The organism is Candidatus Planktophila sp., assembly GCA_030681675.1.
GTDB lineage: Bacteria > Actinomycetota > Actinomycetes > Nanopelagicales > Nanopelagicaceae > Planktophila.
The window spans coordinates 101,956-118,037 of record JAUXRP010000017.1 but is presented as its reverse complement, the minus strand read 5'-3'; the positions used below and the strand labels follow the sequence as shown (position 1 = coordinate 118,037).

Annotated in this window: 17 protein-coding genes; 6 read left to right on the top strand and 11 right to left on the bottom strand. The window is 45.3% G+C overall.

The window, feature by feature from the left end:
* Positions 1-12: 12 nt before the first annotated feature.
* The gene (locus Q8K48_05585; protein ID MDP1851871.1) at positions 13-1,416 is read right to left on the bottom strand and encodes a cytochrome ubiquinol oxidase subunit I; all 1,404 of its coding nucleotides are present in this window, start codon (positions 1,414-1,416) and stop codon (positions 13-15) included.
* 253 nt (positions 1,417-1,669) lie between these two features.
* On the opposite strand from Q8K48_05585, the gene rpmB reads away from it, so the two are divergent.
* Entirely contained in the window at positions 1,670-1,855 is a 186-nt protein-coding gene (gene rpmB / locus Q8K48_05580) for a 50S ribosomal protein L28 (GenBank protein ID MDP1851870.1), read from the top strand.
* Between the two features lie 9 nt (positions 1,856-1,864).
* Here rpmB and thiL read toward each other — a convergent pair whose 3' ends face one another.
* A complete protein-coding gene (gene thiL / locus Q8K48_05575) occupies positions 1,865-2,785 on the bottom strand; it encodes a thiamine-phosphate kinase (GenBank protein ID MDP1851869.1) in 921 nt (306 codons plus the stop codon).
* 75 nt (positions 2,786-2,860) lie between these two features.
* Here thiL and Q8K48_05570 point away from each other — a divergent pair, with 75 nt between their 5' ends.
* Positions 2,861-3,094, top strand: a complete 234-nt coding sequence (locus Q8K48_05570) for an Lrp/AsnC ligand binding domain-containing protein (GenBank protein MDP1851868.1) — start codon at positions 2,861-2,863, stop codon at positions 3,092-3,094.
* A gap of 14 nt (positions 3,095-3,108) precedes the next feature.
* Positions 3,109-4,713 carry an amidohydrolase gene (locus Q8K48_05565; GenBank protein ID MDP1851867.1) on the top strand — a complete coding sequence of 535 codons (1,605 nt, stop codon included), beginning with the start codon at positions 3,109-3,111 and terminating at the stop codon, positions 4,711-4,713.
* A gap of 17 nt (positions 4,714-4,730) precedes the next feature.
* On the opposite strand, the gene Q8K48_05560 is transcribed toward Q8K48_05565, so the two are convergent.
* Together Q8K48_05560 and Q8K48_05555 are read right to left on the bottom strand one after the other, a co-directional pair.
* Positions 4,731-5,669 carry an alpha/beta hydrolase gene (locus Q8K48_05560; protein MDP1851866.1) on the bottom strand — a complete coding sequence of 313 codons (939 nt, stop codon included), beginning with the start codon at positions 5,667-5,669 and terminating at the stop codon, positions 4,731-4,733.
* Between the two features lie 130 nt (positions 5,670-5,799).
* The gene (locus Q8K48_05555) at positions 5,800-8,070 is read right to left on the bottom strand and encodes a molybdopterin-dependent oxidoreductase (GenBank protein MDP1851865.1); all 2,271 of its coding nucleotides are present in this window, start codon (positions 8,068-8,070) and stop codon (positions 5,800-5,802) included.
* A gap of 152 nt (positions 8,071-8,222) precedes the next feature.
* On the opposite strand from Q8K48_05555, the gene Q8K48_05550 reads away from it, so the two are divergent.
* Together Q8K48_05550 and Q8K48_05545 are read left to right on the top strand one after the other, a co-directional pair.
* The gene (locus Q8K48_05550; GenBank protein MDP1851864.1) at positions 8,223-8,648 is read left to right on the top strand and encodes an NfeD family protein; all 426 of its coding nucleotides are present in this window, start codon (positions 8,223-8,225) and stop codon (positions 8,646-8,648) included.
* 6 nt (positions 8,649-8,654) lie between these two features.
* Positions 8,655-9,521 (top strand): SPFH domain-containing protein, encoded by an 867-nt coding sequence (locus Q8K48_05545; protein MDP1851863.1) that lies wholly within the window; start codon positions 8,655-8,657, stop codon positions 9,519-9,521.
* Between the two features lie 49 nt (positions 9,522-9,570).
* On the opposite strand, the gene Q8K48_05540 is transcribed toward Q8K48_05545, so the two are convergent.
* Positions 9,571-10,203 carry a hypothetical protein gene (locus Q8K48_05540; protein ID MDP1851862.1) on the bottom strand — a complete coding sequence of 211 codons (633 nt, stop codon included), beginning with the start codon at positions 10,201-10,203 and terminating at the stop codon, positions 9,571-9,573.
* 34 nt (positions 10,204-10,237) lie between these two features.
* Between Q8K48_05540 and Q8K48_05535 the strand changes: the two genes are divergently transcribed.
* Positions 10,238-10,402: a hypothetical protein gene (locus Q8K48_05535; GenBank protein MDP1851861.1), complete on the top strand. Its 165-nt coding sequence runs from the start codon at positions 10,238-10,240 to the stop codon at positions 10,400-10,402.
* Between the two features lie 124 nt (positions 10,403-10,526).
* On the opposite strand, the gene Q8K48_05530 is transcribed toward Q8K48_05535, so the two are convergent.
* The 6 genes from Q8K48_05530 to leuC form a co-directional block, all read right to left on the bottom strand.
* Entirely contained in the window at positions 10,527-11,576 is a 1,050-nt protein-coding gene (locus tag Q8K48_05530) for a D-alanine--D-alanine ligase family protein (protein MDP1851860.1), read from the bottom strand.
* On the bottom strand, positions 11,573-12,574 hold the full coding sequence (locus Q8K48_05525) for an NAD(P)H-dependent glycerol-3-phosphate dehydrogenase (GenBank protein MDP1851859.1): 1,002 nt from the start codon (positions 12,572-12,574) through the stop codon (positions 11,573-11,575). The genes Q8K48_05530 and Q8K48_05525 overlap by 4 nt, the downstream gene beginning before the upstream one ends.
* A complete protein-coding gene (locus Q8K48_05520) occupies positions 12,571-13,347 on the bottom strand; it encodes a lysophospholipid acyltransferase family protein (protein ID MDP1851858.1) in 777 nt (258 codons plus the stop codon). Before Q8K48_05520 ends, Q8K48_05525 begins: the two co-directional genes overlap by 4 nt.
* Before the next feature lie 69 nt (positions 13,348-13,416).
* Positions 13,417-13,836: an HU family DNA-binding protein gene (locus Q8K48_05515; protein ID MDP1851857.1), complete on the bottom strand. Its 420-nt coding sequence runs from the start codon at positions 13,834-13,836 to the stop codon at positions 13,417-13,419.
* 237 nt (positions 13,837-14,073) lie between these two features.
* Positions 14,074-14,673 carry a 3-isopropylmalate dehydratase small subunit gene (leuD, locus tag Q8K48_05510; GenBank protein ID MDP1851856.1) on the bottom strand — a complete coding sequence of 200 codons (600 nt, stop codon included), beginning with the start codon at positions 14,671-14,673 and terminating at the stop codon, positions 14,074-14,076.
* 15 nt (positions 14,674-14,688) lie between these two features.
* Positions 14,689-16,080 (bottom strand): 3-isopropylmalate dehydratase large subunit, encoded by a 1,392-nt coding sequence (gene leuC / locus Q8K48_05505; protein ID MDP1851855.1) that lies wholly within the window; start codon positions 16,078-16,080, stop codon positions 14,689-14,691.
* Positions 16,081-16,082: the final 2 nt, after the last annotated feature.

Here is a 16,082-nt window from a genome sequence, read left to right as displayed (position 1 = left end):
CATGCTCCTTTCTTAGTAAGACATAACTAGGGGTTTGTCGGCAGAGCCACCTATCTGTGGATTGGCGTAATCAAGCTCTTCTACTGGACCTATTTTAATTACGCGCACAATAAGACCGACCTCGATAAATGCCAATACACCATACAAAAGTGTGAAGGCAATCATTGTGAAGAGAACCGCCCCGGCAGATACGACCGTACTTACGCCATCGGAAGTTTTAATGAGACCAAAAACGGCCCAAGGTTGACGAGCAGTTTCGGTAAAGATCCAGCCAAATGAGTTTGCAAGTAATGGCAAAAATGGAAGTGAGAACATCGCTGGAGCAAACCATTTACCCCTAGGCGTACCACCCCTTCGCATCTGCCAGAGTGCTAGGAGTGCGAAAAATGCACCTATGGCGCCAAAACCGATCATTAATCTAAATGACCAATATGCCAGAGGAATATTGGGCGTGTAATTGCCCTCTCCAAACTGCTTGTCGTACTTCACTTCTAAATCATTGACTCCCTCTACTACCCCGCTGAAGTCACCTGTAGATAGAAATGAAAGCAATGATGGAACACCAATCTGGAATACAGATTTAGATCCATCGAGCGTGCCGATTGTAAGCAGAGAGAAAGGCGCTGACGCTTGAGTCGTGTAGAGCGCTTCAGCGGCGGCCATCTTCATTGGCTGTTGTTCAGTCATGATACGAGAAGTCAAATCACCTGAGACGCTTACGAAAACAAAGCTAATGAGCATAGTGATCGCGCCAAGTTTAAATGTTGAGCGCGACATCGTTAGATCTTTACCCTTAATAATTAAATACGCCGAAATTCCTACGATAAATGCACCACCAGTAAGGGCTGCCGCCGGAATAGTATGGAAGAAAGTTGCGAGTGCAGTTTTCTGAGTAAGAACTTCAACGATATCCGTTAACTCAGCGCGATTCTTTTCTGGATTGAAAACATAACCAACAGGATGCTGCATCCATGCATTAGCGGCCAGAATAAAGTAGGCAGATAACAATGTTCCAGTTGCTGCTAACCAGATGGAGGCAAGATGCAACTTCTTTGGAAGTCGGTCCCATCCAAAAATCCAAAGCCCCAGGAATGTACTCTCAAGGAAAAAGGCAAGAAGACCTTCTATAGCAAGAGGAGCCCCGAAAATATCTCCTACAAATCGGCTATAAGAAGACCAGTTCATTCCAAATTGAAACTCTTGAACGATACCGGTGACTACTCCAATTGCGAAGTTAATCAAAAACAGTTTTCCAAAAAACTTAGTTGCTCGGAGGTACTGCAATTTGCCGGTGCGATACCAGGCTGTATGCAATCCTGCGACTAGAAATGACATTCCAATTGTGATTGGAACGAATAGAAAGTGGTATACGGTAGTGATGGCAAACTGCCACCGCGCTAGATCTAAAGCTTCCATGAAACGTTTTCCCCTAGGTCTGAACCGCTCAACCGGCTCGGTTCCAATCTTGTGTGATGTCAAAGAATTTCTCACTTAATTTTGCTGTGGCAGCACTCACGAAGGTTTTTTTACGCGTAAATACAGGCCTTTTTACTGAGAGCCAGCCCTTCAATATCTGCGGATTGGCGTACTCCCGCCCCCTCACGATACCCTTTCGCCCTGTCTGTAATGGACTCTGCACTCAAAACTAGATCTAAAAAGGGGTACCACTGTGGCAGCAACATGCGATATTTGTAGCAAAGGACCAAGTTTTGGCAATAACGTTTCCCACTCAGAGGTAAAAACACGTCGTCGCTGGAATCCAAATATTCAGCGTGTGCGCACAATGGTCGGCTCAACACCTAAGCGCCAAAATGTGTGTACCTCATGCCTTAAAGCTGGAAAAGTTACGCGTTAATAAATTTTCTCAATTGAAATGGCGCCAGGTATCTGGCGCTTTTTTCATTTCCAAACCTGTAACACCGCTGCCTGCAACAACTTCTCCAACGCGCAGGCCAGGCAAATTCAGGCCCGTTACAAGAAAAACATGATCCTCTCCCCCAGCAAATATCCATTGCCACACATCAATTCCCTCTTTCTTAGCTAACTCATTGAGCGCAGTAAATTCGGAATTTGCAATGAAGGCCTCCTTGAAAAAGTTAAATCCAAGCCCAGAGGCCAGTGCCATTTGCTCAGCCTGGGTAATGAGAGAGTCACTAACATCACACATCGCGCTGGCACCTGAGTGTGCCATCGCGCTTGCCGCCCAATAATCAACGTTCGGTGCGCAGAACTCTTCAATTGCATAGGCTTCAAGGTCATCGATTCCATCTTTTTGAATTACTGCAAGACCGGCAGCAGACCAACCGGGAAGTGATGTTACATAGATTGAATCTCCAAGTTGAGCGCCACCGCGAGTAATAGGCTTTTCGACTTCACCAATTGCCGTCATTGAAATAACTTTAATCACACCTCGCGTTAAATCTCCGCCGACGACTACCACTCCACAACTCTTAGCTTCATGGGCTATTCCATGGGCTAAATCACTTATCCATTCCATCGTTTCGGAGCCAGTCAAAGTCAGCGCTACTACCAAGTACTGCGGAGTAGCCCCCATCGCATAAATATCAGCTAAGTTTGCCGCCGTTACCTTTCGTCCAATATCAAATGCACCCGACCATTCGAGATTAAAATGTGTACCTTCCACAGCCATATCGGTAGTTATAACTGAGAGAGGTGAAGTTTTAACGACCGCTGCGTCATCTCCAATACCAACAAGAACTGCAGTGTGATCGCCTCGGAAGATTTCAGCCAGAGTGGTGATGACGTGGGCCTCTTTAAAGTTCATAGCCCTAACCTTAATCCACTGGTCAGTAACGCCTCCTCTGAAGTAGCCTTTGGCCACCAACGAAAGGAAAAAGCGATGTCAATTCAGGCCTACATTTTAATTCAAACCGAGGTCGGCAAAGCTAGTTCGGTTGCGAAAGCCGTCTCGTCAATCGCAGGCGTGACTCTCTCTGAGGGTGTAACTGGACCATACGATGTCATTATGCGTGCTGAAGCGCCAAGCATGGAAGAGTTTGGCCGCGTTATCTTGTCAAAAGTTCAGGCAGTCCCTGGAATCACTCGCACATTAACTTGCCCAGTAACTTATTAATTTTTTAACAGACGGTGCGTACGCTATTTCATAATGCGGCATGCTGGTCACATGGAAAAGAAATCTTTGATGGAATTCTTATTGATGGTGAAAGCATTATCGCAACTGGTGTACAGGCCCTAGATTCCAAGTTCGATCAAAGCATTAATTTAAAAGGCGCATTTGTAATTCCTGCATTTATTGATGGGCATGCTCACCCCATTTTTGGCGGTCGAGAAGCAGCTGGCCCAAGGATCAATGGGCTCGACTCAGTCGATGAAATTCTCAGAGAAGTAGAAAGTTTTGCGATCGATAACCCAGATCAAGCCTGGATTATCGGCGGTGCATATGAGGCGGCGATTATTGATGGCGGGGACTTTGATGCCCACTGGTTAGATTCAGTCGTTAGTGATCGCCCCGTCGTATTACATGCAGTAGATCATCATACGATTTGGGTTAACAGCAAAGCGTTGAAACTTGCCGCAATCACTCTTGAAACTGTGGATCCGATTGGTGGCACGATTGCCCGTCGCCAAGACGGCACACCTAAAGGCACATTCCGCGAACCCACTGCAATGGCTTTAATCCTAGATAAAGCACCCTCAGACTCGATTGCAAGTGATGTGCAAGCAATAAAAAGTGCATGTACTGCATATTTAGATTCTGGAGTCACATGCGCCATCGACTCGTGGGTTGAAAAAGATATGGCCAAGGCTTACTTGGCTGCAGCACAATCTGGAGATTTAACGATTGCGATGAACCTATCTCTCCTAGTAACTCCAACAACATGGGAAGGAAAGTTAGAAGAGTTTAATTCTTTGCGAGATGAGTTCGCAGCATTACCCAATCCAGAATTAGTACGAGTCAACAGCATTAAGTTTTTAGCCGATGGCGCGCTTTCGGCCGGTACTGCCGCGTTAGTGGATCCCTATTTAGATGATCCAGATTCGAATGGAATTAAAATTTGGGGCGAAGATGAGTTAGTAGATGCTCTGGTTGCCTTCGATGCGCTGAAGTTCCAAGTTCATATACATGCCATTGGCGATGCCGCAGTGAAGCTGGCCCTGGACTCAATTGAAGCTATGATGCGGGTAAATCCAACGTGGGATCGGCGTCCTGTCATTGTGCATGCACAGTTGATCTGCGATGAGGATCTACCTCGTTTTAAAGCTTTAGGGGTAATCGCCAATATTCAGCCACTCTGGTGCTACTTAGATCCAATGAACAAAGAGTTGATTTTGCCGCGGATTGGTCGAGAACGAAATGATTCTCAGTATCGCCTGCGCACTTTGATAGATAGCGGCGCAACTATTGCCTTTGGGAGTGATTGGCCCGTTACAAGTGAAATTCCACTACGCGCCCTAGGAGTTCCTGTGAATCGACTGAAGCCTGGTCAAAAGAGCGGTGAAAGCTGGAATATATCTGAAGCAATTACGATGGAAGAGTCCCTACAATTTTATACGCACAACGTCGCCTACCAATTGTTTCGCGAACTAGAGCGCGGTGCGCTAGAGATAGGCATGAAGGCTGACTTCATAGTTTTAGATAAAAACTTACTGGACACTGATCCTTGGCAAGTATCCACAGTGGGTATTAAAGCGCTATATAAAAATGGTTTGCCAGTTGAAATTTCATCGTGAGCCTGGCCTCTATAATTCTAATCTCGAGCCAAGAAAGAATTAATGCTTCGAGCTAAATAGAGTTGAGCTTCTTTTGCAACTTCTGGTGCAACACCTGCCAATGCATTAAAGCCGTGAATCGCACCCTCAAACTCTTTAAAAATAACGGGAACTTCGGCGGCTTTAAGTGCTTGCGCATAAAGTTTGCCATCATCGGCTAAAGGATCAAATTCAGCGGTCACCAAAACTGTTGGTGCCAAGCCAGTTAAATTCGTACAGTAAGCTGGAAATGCATATGGATTGAGAAGATCGGCATCGGAGCCAATATATTGAAATTCAAACCAACGCATAATCTTTGAAGTTAAGCCATAACCCTCAGCATTTTGTATTGCACTTGGCAGTGAACCATCATTGCCAGTGCAAGGGTACACAAGCATCTGAAAGGCTAAATCAATTAAATTTGTATCTCTACACTTTATTGCAACTGCCGCAGCCAAATTTCCCCCAGCGCTATCGCCACCAACTCCAATTTTCGTTGCATCAATTTTTAAAAGTTCAGCATTTCTTACGACCCAATCCAAGGCCGCATAGCAATCATTGAATGGAGTTGGAAACGGATGCTCAGGGGCTTTTTGATATTGAACTTGAACAACCACGAAATTACCTTTATTGGCGAGAGAACATACGGTGGGCTCATTACCATCCATATTCCCGATAACCCAACCCCCACCATGGAAATAAAGCATCACGGGAAGGTTAGGCTCTGCGCTTGGGCGATAGATTCTGATTGGTAAATAGCCATTTGGTCCTGAGATAATTCGATTTTCGATGCTAAAGATTGGCTCAGGTTGTCCAATGAAATCAGTTACAGGAAGTGTGCGGAATCTATATTCCTCCATTGATATTTCCCATGGAGCAGGTAGGTTCATTTTTTCGCGCAGCGCAAGATAGTCAGCAAACTCTTTTTTTAGTACCATGAATTAATTACCTAAACTTCCGTTAGTACGACACTAGGCCGTGGCGATTAACGTACACATCATAGTCTTCATTGGTTTTCAGATAACTCTCATTCATTGGGCCACTAACAAAACCGCCTCTTCCCATTTTTTATAGTGTTGAGGCAACCGAATGGATCTTTACTGGAATTCCGTTGAGTACAGCATTTCCAGATAATGGGTCCATTTCTTCTTCATCTGTGAGCACATTTGTGTTGACTCCAGATACGGTGGAGGCGATCTTCATCTTTGTGCCAACTAGATTGTGGCCCCAGCCATGAGGAAGGCTGACCACTCGGGGGCGAATATTATTAGTTATTTCTACAATGACATCAAGTGTGCCCACTCGACTTGAGATGCGAACCATTTCTCCATCACTTATGCCAACCTGGTGGGCATCATCTGGATGTATCTGTAATGTGCAACGAATAGCGCCTTTAACTAGGGTTTCAATGTTATGCATCCATGAATTATTCGAGCGCAGATGTCGGCGACCAACTAGTAAGAATTCTTCTTCATCAAAATCATCGAGAGCGTTTTCCAGACGCATTAAATCAGCCACAATCTCAGCGGGGGCTAGTTCAATCTTTCCACTTTGGGTGCGTAAAACTTCTGGAATTCTTGGCATGAGTGGTCCAAAATCAATTCCATGTGGGTGATTTTTAAGAGTTTGCAAATTAATTCCCTTTGGATTAGTCCCGTATGCATCACCGTATGGTCCAGTACGAAGTAGTAAATCTAAAATTCTCTCCGGCCCATGCTCTCCGGAAGATGAAATGTGCTCTCGGATTTCTCCTTCATCGCGCCCATGAATTTGGGATAATTCATCTTTTAAAACTTTTTCCAGAAGCGAATTAAATATATAATCATCCACCACAGCAGTATCGATGTCTGCGCCAAACCCTTGTGCTATTCCTGCTAACTTAGCAAGAATCTGCCACTCATCTGGCTCTCCACTTTTTCTTTCAAATACAGGACCCGAATAATTAGCAACGTTGCGCACCGAAAATGACGTATAAATCATGTCGTAGTGGCTGCGCTCTAGATGTGATGGGGGTGGAAGAATCACATTGGCATGTCGAGTTGTTTCATTAAGGTAAATATCAACGCTGATCATAAAATCTAGTGATTCAAAAGCTCGTTCAATTTGTTGCCCATTTGGAGTTGAAAGAACGGGATTACCGGCCATAGTGACCATCGCCTTTATCTGACCTGGGCCTTCGGTGAGAATCTCTTCAGCCATGAGAGCTGCTGGAAATTCGCCTATAGCCTCAGGAAATCCTCGAACTCGCGAGAATCTATGTCCAATCCGAAATCCTTTACCCCGCCCGGGTTTACCTCGAGTTGTCTGTCCACCCGCTGCTGGCAAGGTAAACATGACACCACCAGCCTTATCTAAATTACCTGTAATGATGTTAATTACATCAACTAACCACGATGCGGTGGTACCAAAACTCACGGTCGTTGTGCCGATACGACCGTAAACAAGGGCGGTAGGTGCATCACAGAGTTCCATTGCAACTCTTCTAATTGTTTGGGCATCAATACCTGTCACACCTGCAACTGCTTCTGGAGAGAAAGCTTTGAGTGCAGCAGGTAATTCATCAAAACCGGTGATGTACGGGCGCAGATGATCACCGACATCGGCACGGCCGCAGTTAATAATTGTGTGCGCTATTGCTGCTAATAAAAATGCATCTCCATTTGGTCTAATTGCTAACCATTCGTCGGCTTTTTCCACACTACGTGTGCGTTGTGGGTCAACGACAATAAGTTTTCCACCTCGGGCACGCATTGCTTCGAGCCTTCCTGGAAAATCTGGAGCAGTACACAAACTGCCATTTGAAACATATGGATTAGCACCTAACATCAATACGTAATCGGTTCGATCAAGATCAGGAATCGCTAATGAGGTGGCAGTACCAAACATGTATCCAGATGCAATCTGTTTTGGAAGTTGATCTACCGATGAAGCGCTGAAGTGTTTGGTTGTGCCTAAGGCTTGCATCCATGATCTGTTGTATAAGAGCGGTGCAAGGTTGTGTGAATTGGGATTTCCGACATATGTACCAATCGAGTCACGACCGTAAGTATTTATAACGTGCATTAAACCACGTTCAATTTCATGCCAAGCTTCTTGCCAAGAGACTTCAACATGCTGACCATTGCGCTTTACGAGTGGTTTTCGCAATCTATCTGGATCTTCGTGCAATGCTTTTAGAGTTGTCCCCTTGGGACAGATGAAACCTTTACTGAATACATCATCTTTATCACCGCGAATCTGTAGAACTTTTTCATCTTTTACTGTTATTGCCAGTCCACATGTTGCCTCACATAATGGGCACGTCCGGTAGGCAATTCTTTCGGCACCAGTATCTGACACACCCATAGATTGACACATATACAACTACAGACCTAATTCCCTGAGGTGGTGTTGAAAGTCCGTGGTTTCCTAGTTTTTTGATTGGCTGCATCCACCTACAAGAGTAGGCTAGCTAGAAGAGAAAATGCACTCTCTAGTCGGAGGTTTATTACATGCAGATCTGGATATGGCTTCTTGCAGCAGGAATCTTGCTCGTTGTGGAAATGCTGACCGTTGATTTGCTATTCGCCTCTCTTGCCTTTTCAGCCCTACTTGCAGCTGGTGCTCATGGGCTGGGCTCTGGAGTTGTTGTTCAGGGTGTTGTATTTGGTGTCGGTGCTGCAGGTTCACTGATGTTCTTGCGTCCAATCGCACTGCGCCATTTGAAAAAGAAGCCAGCAAATCAGGCAACTAATGTAGAGGCGCTTATCGGTGCGAGTGCGATTGCTTTATCTGTTGTTACGCAAGACCAAGGTTTAGTAAAACTCAACGGAGAAACATGGAGTGCTCGCAGTAATACTGGTCAGATTCACAATGGTGCTCAGGTCGAAGTTGTTGCCATTGAAGGCGCAACTGCAGTAGTTAAGCAGAAAGGGTAAATAGAGATGGTTCAATATGGAGTTTTGGCGCTACTCGTTCTTATCTTTGGAGTCGTTCTTTCGCGAGCGATTCGAATAATTCCACAAGCGAGCACAGGTTTAGTAGAACGATTGGGTCGCTACCATCGTACAATTGGTGCGGGTCTAGTAATTATTATTCCATTCGTTGATCGCCTAAAGCCACTCATTGATATGCGCGAGCGCGTAGTTTCCTTTCCGCCACAACCAGTAATTACTGAAGACAACTTGGTAGTATCAATCGATACCGTTATTTACTTTCAAGTCACTGATCCAAAGTCTGCTATCTATGAGATTGAAAACTACATTCAAGGTATTGAGCAGCTGACCGTAACAACACTTCGTAACGTTGTCGGTAGTTTGGATCTGGAGGCGGCACTTACTTCACGAGATTCCATTAACACCGCACTTCGAGTTGTTCTAGATGATGCAACTGGTAAATGGGGAGTGCGAGTTAACCGCGTTGAGATTAAAGCAATTGATCCACCGCCAAGCGTGCAGGAGTCGATGGAGAAGCAGATGCGCGCCGAGCGTGATAAGCGTGCTGCAATTTTGACTGCAGAAGGTGAAAAACAAAGCCAGATTCTTACCGCAGAAGGTGCGCGTCAAGCAGAGATTTTGCGTGCTGAGGGCGATGCCCAGGCCGCAGTTTTGCGCGCTGAAGGTGAAGCCGAGGCGATAAAGAAGGTCTTTGGTGCGGTGCATGCTGCAAATCCTGATGAGAATGTACTGGCATATCAGTATCTGCAGCAGCTTCCAGTGATTGCAAATGGAACTGCCAGCAAGATTTGGGTCATTCCTGCCGACTTAAGTGGTGGAATGGCACAGATTATGAAGGCTTTCAAAGGAAGTTAATGGATGCAAAGTTCGCGAGTAGCGAAGATTCTGCACGGTGTGCTCATTTTTAACGAGTTTTACAATAATCGCTCGTTGGATCTCCGTTTGAAAATGGCAATTTCTGAACTTTTGTGCGATCTTCAATTGAGAAATAATCACCTTCATACCAACATACTGAATAGACAGAGTATTTCTTATCAGCGTTTGAGGAGAAATTCGCTGGAAGTAATGGATTCTTAGCACGCAAATTTACAATTCCTAAATCGATAAAAGTGCCCAAGGAATCGGGTGGTGCTGGTGGTGGCATTCCGACTTCCGTTGCAATAACTTGACCTTTCTTAATAAAAACTCCTTGAAGGAAACTTTCACGCGAATCATTTTCTACAGCAGGAGGAATAGAGTTTAAAACGCTCTTCACAAAATCTGAAGGCTGAAGCATGTGCCCAAGTCGCAACATAATTCCGCAGGGATGAATGATATTTAGTAAAAATTGATAATTACCATCAGATATGTATTGTGCAGCCGCTGAAATTTGACCATCGAAGGGTGCAGTGATTGTTACTCCCTTCACATAACCTCCGAATTCTGACCAACGAAGTCCGGCATGAGGCTTGTAACTTCCACCTCGGATTTGACCAGGTTGAACTATCGATACCACCTTGGAAAAATCTAATAAATCCCCGGTTGCAATCAATGGCATTGGACATTTGGGGACTTTGCCCTGGGATTGCCATATGGAACTTGAATCATCATATTTCCAAGTAACTGTTGCGTTACTAGGCGAAGGCTTAGAGCGAGGTTTTTGGAGCACAACTCCCTTGTTCCAGATTAATTTGCCTCCATATTTTATACAAGTGTATTTGACACCATTTGAATTAGAGGTGCTGCCAATTTTTTGACAGGAACTTCCAGTCTTAACCGCCGCATGTGCATCTGGGAAGCCAACAACGAAAACTGTGAGCGCAAGAATTAAGGTTCTACGGCGCAGAAGTTTATAATTTATCAAGAACCTACCTCTACCTTTTAATTACCTAGCACGCCATTGGTTCGTGCACATGCAGTTGAAATTAAGGCCGTGATCAGTGACATGTAAGTAATACCCGTGGCCTGCATGAGCTTTGGGTACATCGACGTGCCGGTAAATCCGGGCATTGTGTTGATCTCATTAATTACGACTTCGCCCTTATTTGTATAGAAAAAATCAACTCTCGCAAGACCACTGCATCCAAGTGCTTTGAAGGCCTGCACCGCATTTGCTCGAATCTCATCACTTGCCGCTTCTGGAATATTGGCAGGAACATGCACTGTTGTTGCATCATCTAAATATTTCGCCTCAAAATCGTAAAACTCAAACTTACTATCTATCACTATCTCCCCGACAACCGATGCCAGAACCTCACCATCTTTTTCAAGGACTGCGCACTCTATCTCTCGTCCACTTATTGCCTGCTCAATCATAACTTTACGATCAAAGGTAAAAGCATCAGCTAGTGCCGCTTCAAGGTCTGCTTCTGATTTAACTTTATAAGTTCCACGACTTGAACCACCTCGTGCAGGCTTAACAAATACCGGATAGGAAGTATCCGAACTCTTAACTTTCCAATCAGATTCAGTGACAACGATGCCGCCTGCAACCTGCATTCCCGTTGCGCTAAAAACAGTCTTAGAAAAGGACTTATCCATGGCCGCCGCCGAGGCCATCACCCCACTTCCAACGTAGGAAATACCTGCGGTTTCGAAGAAGCCTTGAATGGTGCCATCTTCTCCGTATGGACCGTGAAGAACTGGGAATACAACATCAATGCTCAATCGTTTCCCGTCAACCGAGAAGCCATGAACATCGGCGACTATGGGTGTGAGGCTCGCATCAACGGTTGGGAGTACCCCATTGATGATTGCTAATGGATAACCACTCGGTAACTGAACCCAGTTACCAGCTTTAGTGATTCCAATGAGGACAGCTTCAAACTTATCTGAATCCAAACCCGCTAAAACTCCGCCCGCAGAAAGACAGGAAATCTCATGTTCACTACTGCGACCCCCACAGATAATGGCAACGGCGGTTTTTTTCATCGGATAAAATTTTCAGATCGAGTAGTAATCTCCATTAAGCGGTCAAAGGCTTGCATTGGAGTAAGGGTACCTGCACAGACATCTGCAACGGCTTCAATCACTGGAACTTCAATACCAATTCGCTGGGCGATTTCAAGAACTGCACCTGATGAGGCAATGCCTTCAACGGTTTTAACTACTTGTTCTCTAGCAATCTCCATTGACCCAGAGCGCCCTAAAACCTCACCGAAAGTTCTATTGCGTGAGAGTGGTGATCCACAACTTGCAACTAAATCACCCATTCCAGCTAATCCTGCAGCACTCAGAGGATCTGCACCATAAGCGGCAGAGAGACGTGCAACTTCATTTAGACCACGAGTTATAACCATGGCCTGAGTATTTTCACCAAAGCCCATGCCGATGGACATGCCCACAGCTAAGGCGATAACGGATTTGATTGCACCAGCAAATTCGCAACCCAATACATCAATCGATGTGTAGACACGGTAGTAAGGCGTTGAAAATATTTTGGCGATTTTTTCAGCGTTAATCATTGTATGTGCAGCAACTACGGCACCGGCGGGCTGTCGTAAAATTAATTCATTTGCAAGATTTGGCCCAGTAATTATCGCAACGTTGTAGGTCTCCATGACTTCTTCAATTATTTGAGACATTCTCAGTAAGCTTGAAAGTTCAACTCCTTTTAAAGTGCTTATAAATAGGGCGTTTTCAGCCGCAAATGGTTTCCAAATTTTGAGATTCTCACGCAGAGTTTGAGCGGGAACGGCTAACACATAGATTGATGAGTATTCGAATGCCACATGTAAATCTGTTGTTGCGCGCAAGCCAGTGGGTAAAACATTGCTCTCTAGGTACTTTGAATTTGTATGCCTCTGATTAATTTCATCTACGACCCTTTGATCCCGGCCACAAATAAGAACATGATTGCCGGCATCAACTAAAACCTGAGCCATCGTGCTGCCCCACTGCCCGGCCCCAAAGACGGTTACTTTACTCATCGCTTTTTCTTAAAATTTCCGGTGCGAGGTAAATCTGAATTGTGTGGATCAAAGATTTCTATTGGGCGCTTTTCCCCCCGAAGCTCTTCAAGTAGATCGGTGATTGCCCGCATCACAAAGGCTGTTGCCTCAGTTAATGCCACGGGGTCGTTCTCCTTGCCATACCAATTCGATAAATCGAGGGGCTTGCCCACTAAAATCTTGATGGGTGTGCGAGGAAAAAATTTAATCTTTTTCACATAAGTTGGCATGACAATCTGCGAACCCCATTGGGCAATTGGAATAACTGGTGTCTTCGTCATAATTGCCAAGCGGGCCAATCCAGTTTTTGCAATCATCGGCCAACCCTTTGGATCCCTCGTGAGTGTGCCCTCTGGATAGACGCCTAGACAGTGGCCCGCCTCGAGTAATTTTACGGCGTGCACTAGTGCCTTGGATGCATCTTTGCTCTCACGCACCACAGGTACTTGTCCAGCTGCAAGGAGAATTTTGCCAATAATTGGAACCCTAAATACTGCCTCTTTGCCAATGTATCGAGGTGCACGACCATTTCGGAAGAGAAAGTGAGTCAGGAATAGAACATCTAGGTATGAAATGTGATTGCTGGCAACGATTATTCGACCAGTTTGGGGAATGTAATGTGCGCCTCGCCACTGTTTCTTTCCGACTAAATTCAGCACAGGGATGGCTATCTTTGTACAGATTTTAAAAGTTAAATTCGTACCGAGAGGTTTGCCAGTTGGTGGAGCATAAGAAACCTTGTACTCCCTCATAGTTGCAATAATACTGCCGATAAAATAAAAACGGGGCCAGCATCAGCCGACCCCGCCCTTATTAAAGATTTACTTTTTCTTAGCTGGAGCCTTTTTGGCAACAACCTTCTTAGCTGGAGCCTTCTTGGCAATAACCTTCTTAGCCGCCTTAACGACAGCCTTAGCCTTAACAACTGGCTTTGGTTCTGGCTTTGGTGCAGGTCCGAGCTTGCGCTCACCTGAGATGACATCTTTCAAGCCCTTAGCAGGCAAGAAACGGGCCTTCTTTGAAGCCTTGATCTTGATTGTCTCGCCAGTGAATGGATTACGTCCCATACGTGCTTTGCGATCAACCTTCTTGAACTTGCCAAAATCGTTGATCATTACATCTTCGCCCTTTGATAGCGTGCGAACGATTGTGTCAAAAACGATTTCTACAGCGTGAGCTGCTTCTTTCTTGCTGTCGTTGAAGTGTGGTGACAACGCCGCAATGAATTGGGCCTTATTCATTGAAATCCCCTTATTTACGTGTAAATGTTAAGCAATCGCTTAACGTGTTCTTAAACTTACGCGCCTATTAGGTGTGTAGTGCTTATTCATATAGGTGTGTCGCAATATTTATTTTGCACAAAATTCCTTAAAAATCACCTGTTTTACGCATAGAAAACTCTCGATTGAGCCTTGAGGGTTCTCTCAATTCACGCTCCCCTGATAGATAATCAGTGATTTACGCCTGTTTTTATCGAATTAAGCGCGAATTGGAAGCGTAAGAGGCTTGTAATGTGGGCGTGATTTCTCAAAAATATCGATGGAATCACTGTTTTTAATGGTTAAACCGATGTCATCCAGACCCTCCATTAATCGCCAGCGGGTGTAATCATCGATTGTATATCCAAGAACAACGTCGTTATATGAAACGCTTCGGCGCTCTAAATCAACGCTTATCTGGGTTGTCGGATCGGCCTCAATGGCAAGCCACATCGCCTCAACTTCGCTTTGATCCAAAATTACCGTTAAGAGTCCACCTTTTAAGGAGTTACCTCGAAAGATATCGGCAAAGCGGCTAGAGATGACAACTTTAAAGCCATAGTTTTGCAGCGCCCACACTGCATGTTCGCGAGATGAACCCGTACCAAAATCTACGCCAGCAACTAATATCGTTGCATCGCCATAGGACGGATTGTTGAGTACAAACTCAGGGTCACTTCTCCAAGCCGAGAATAATCCATCTTCAAATCCACTGCGAGTTACACGCTTTAAATAAACGGCAGGAATAATTTGATCAGTATCTACATTGCTACGACGAAGTGGAACTGCGCTACCCGTGTGCTTAATAAATTTTTCCATTCTCTTTTCGCCCCTCTACAAATCTGCCGGTGATGAAAGTGTGCCACGCAGCGCCGTTGCTGCAGCCACAAGTGGACTTACTAAGTGAGTACGACCACCTTTGCCTTGTCGGCCTTCAAAGTTTCTATTTGATGTCGATGCCGCGCGCTCTCCGACGGCGAGTTGATCTGGATTCATGCCTAAACACATTGAGCAACCAGCATTTCGCCATTCGGCGCCGGCGTCGATGAATACTCTATCTAAACCTTCAGCTTCGGCCTCTAAACGCACTCTGGCAGAACCAGGTACTACTAACATGCGAAGCGTCCTTGCAATTTTCTTGCCTTTGATAACCTGAGCTGCGGCTCGCAAATCTTCGATTCGACCATTGGTGCAAGAGCCCAAAAAAACAGTGTCAATGACTATGTTTTTAAGGGGCATTCCAGCCTCAAGACCCATATAAATCAATGCACGTTCTGCAGCTCCTCGCGCCTCATCATCTTCTAAATCGGCAGGATTAGGAACATGTGAATTAAGTGGCGCACCTTGAGCAGGATTTGTTCCCCAGGTAACGAATGGTTCAATTTCGTCGGCATTAATAGAAACTTCTACATCAAATTTCGCATCCTCATCGGTAAATAGAGTTTCCCAATAAGCTAGTGCTGCATCAAAATCGTGCGGTGCATGTGGCTTACCTTTTATATAATCAAAGGTAGTTTGATCGGGTGCTATCAAACCGGCGCGTGCGCCCGCCTCAATAGACATATTGCACACTGTCATTCGTGATTCCATAGATAAAGCACGGATTGCTTCACCACGGTACTCGATGATATATCCCTGCCCACCACCTGTACCGATTTTTGCAATTATCGCCAAAATAATATCCTTAGACGTCACACCGTGTTTTAAGGTTCCATTAACATTAATAGCCATCGTCTTAGGACGGGCCAAAGGAAGAGTCTGTGTTGCTAATACATGTTCAACTTCAGATGTTCCAATACCAAAGGCAAGAGCCCCAAAAGCGCCGTGCGTTGATGTGTGCGAATCTCCACAAACGATTGTCATTCCTGGCTGCGTCAGACCAAGCTGGGGTCCAACCACGTGAACTACTCCCTGATCTTTATCTCCTAGCGAGTGAAGACGCACACCGAACTCTGCGCAATTTGCGCGCAATGTATCGACTTGTAACTTTGAAACTGGATCAGCTATAGGTCGATCGATATTTTGAGTAGGAACATTGTGGTCTTCAGTTGCAATAGTTAGATCTGGACGTCGTACTCTGCGACCTGCAAGGCGAAGACCGTCAAAGGCCTGTGGGCTAGTAACTTCATGAATGAGGTGTAGATCGATATATAAAAGGTCAGGCTCTCCTGCGGCGGCACGCACGATATGCTCGTCCCAAATTTTCTCCGCTAATGTGTTAGCCATCT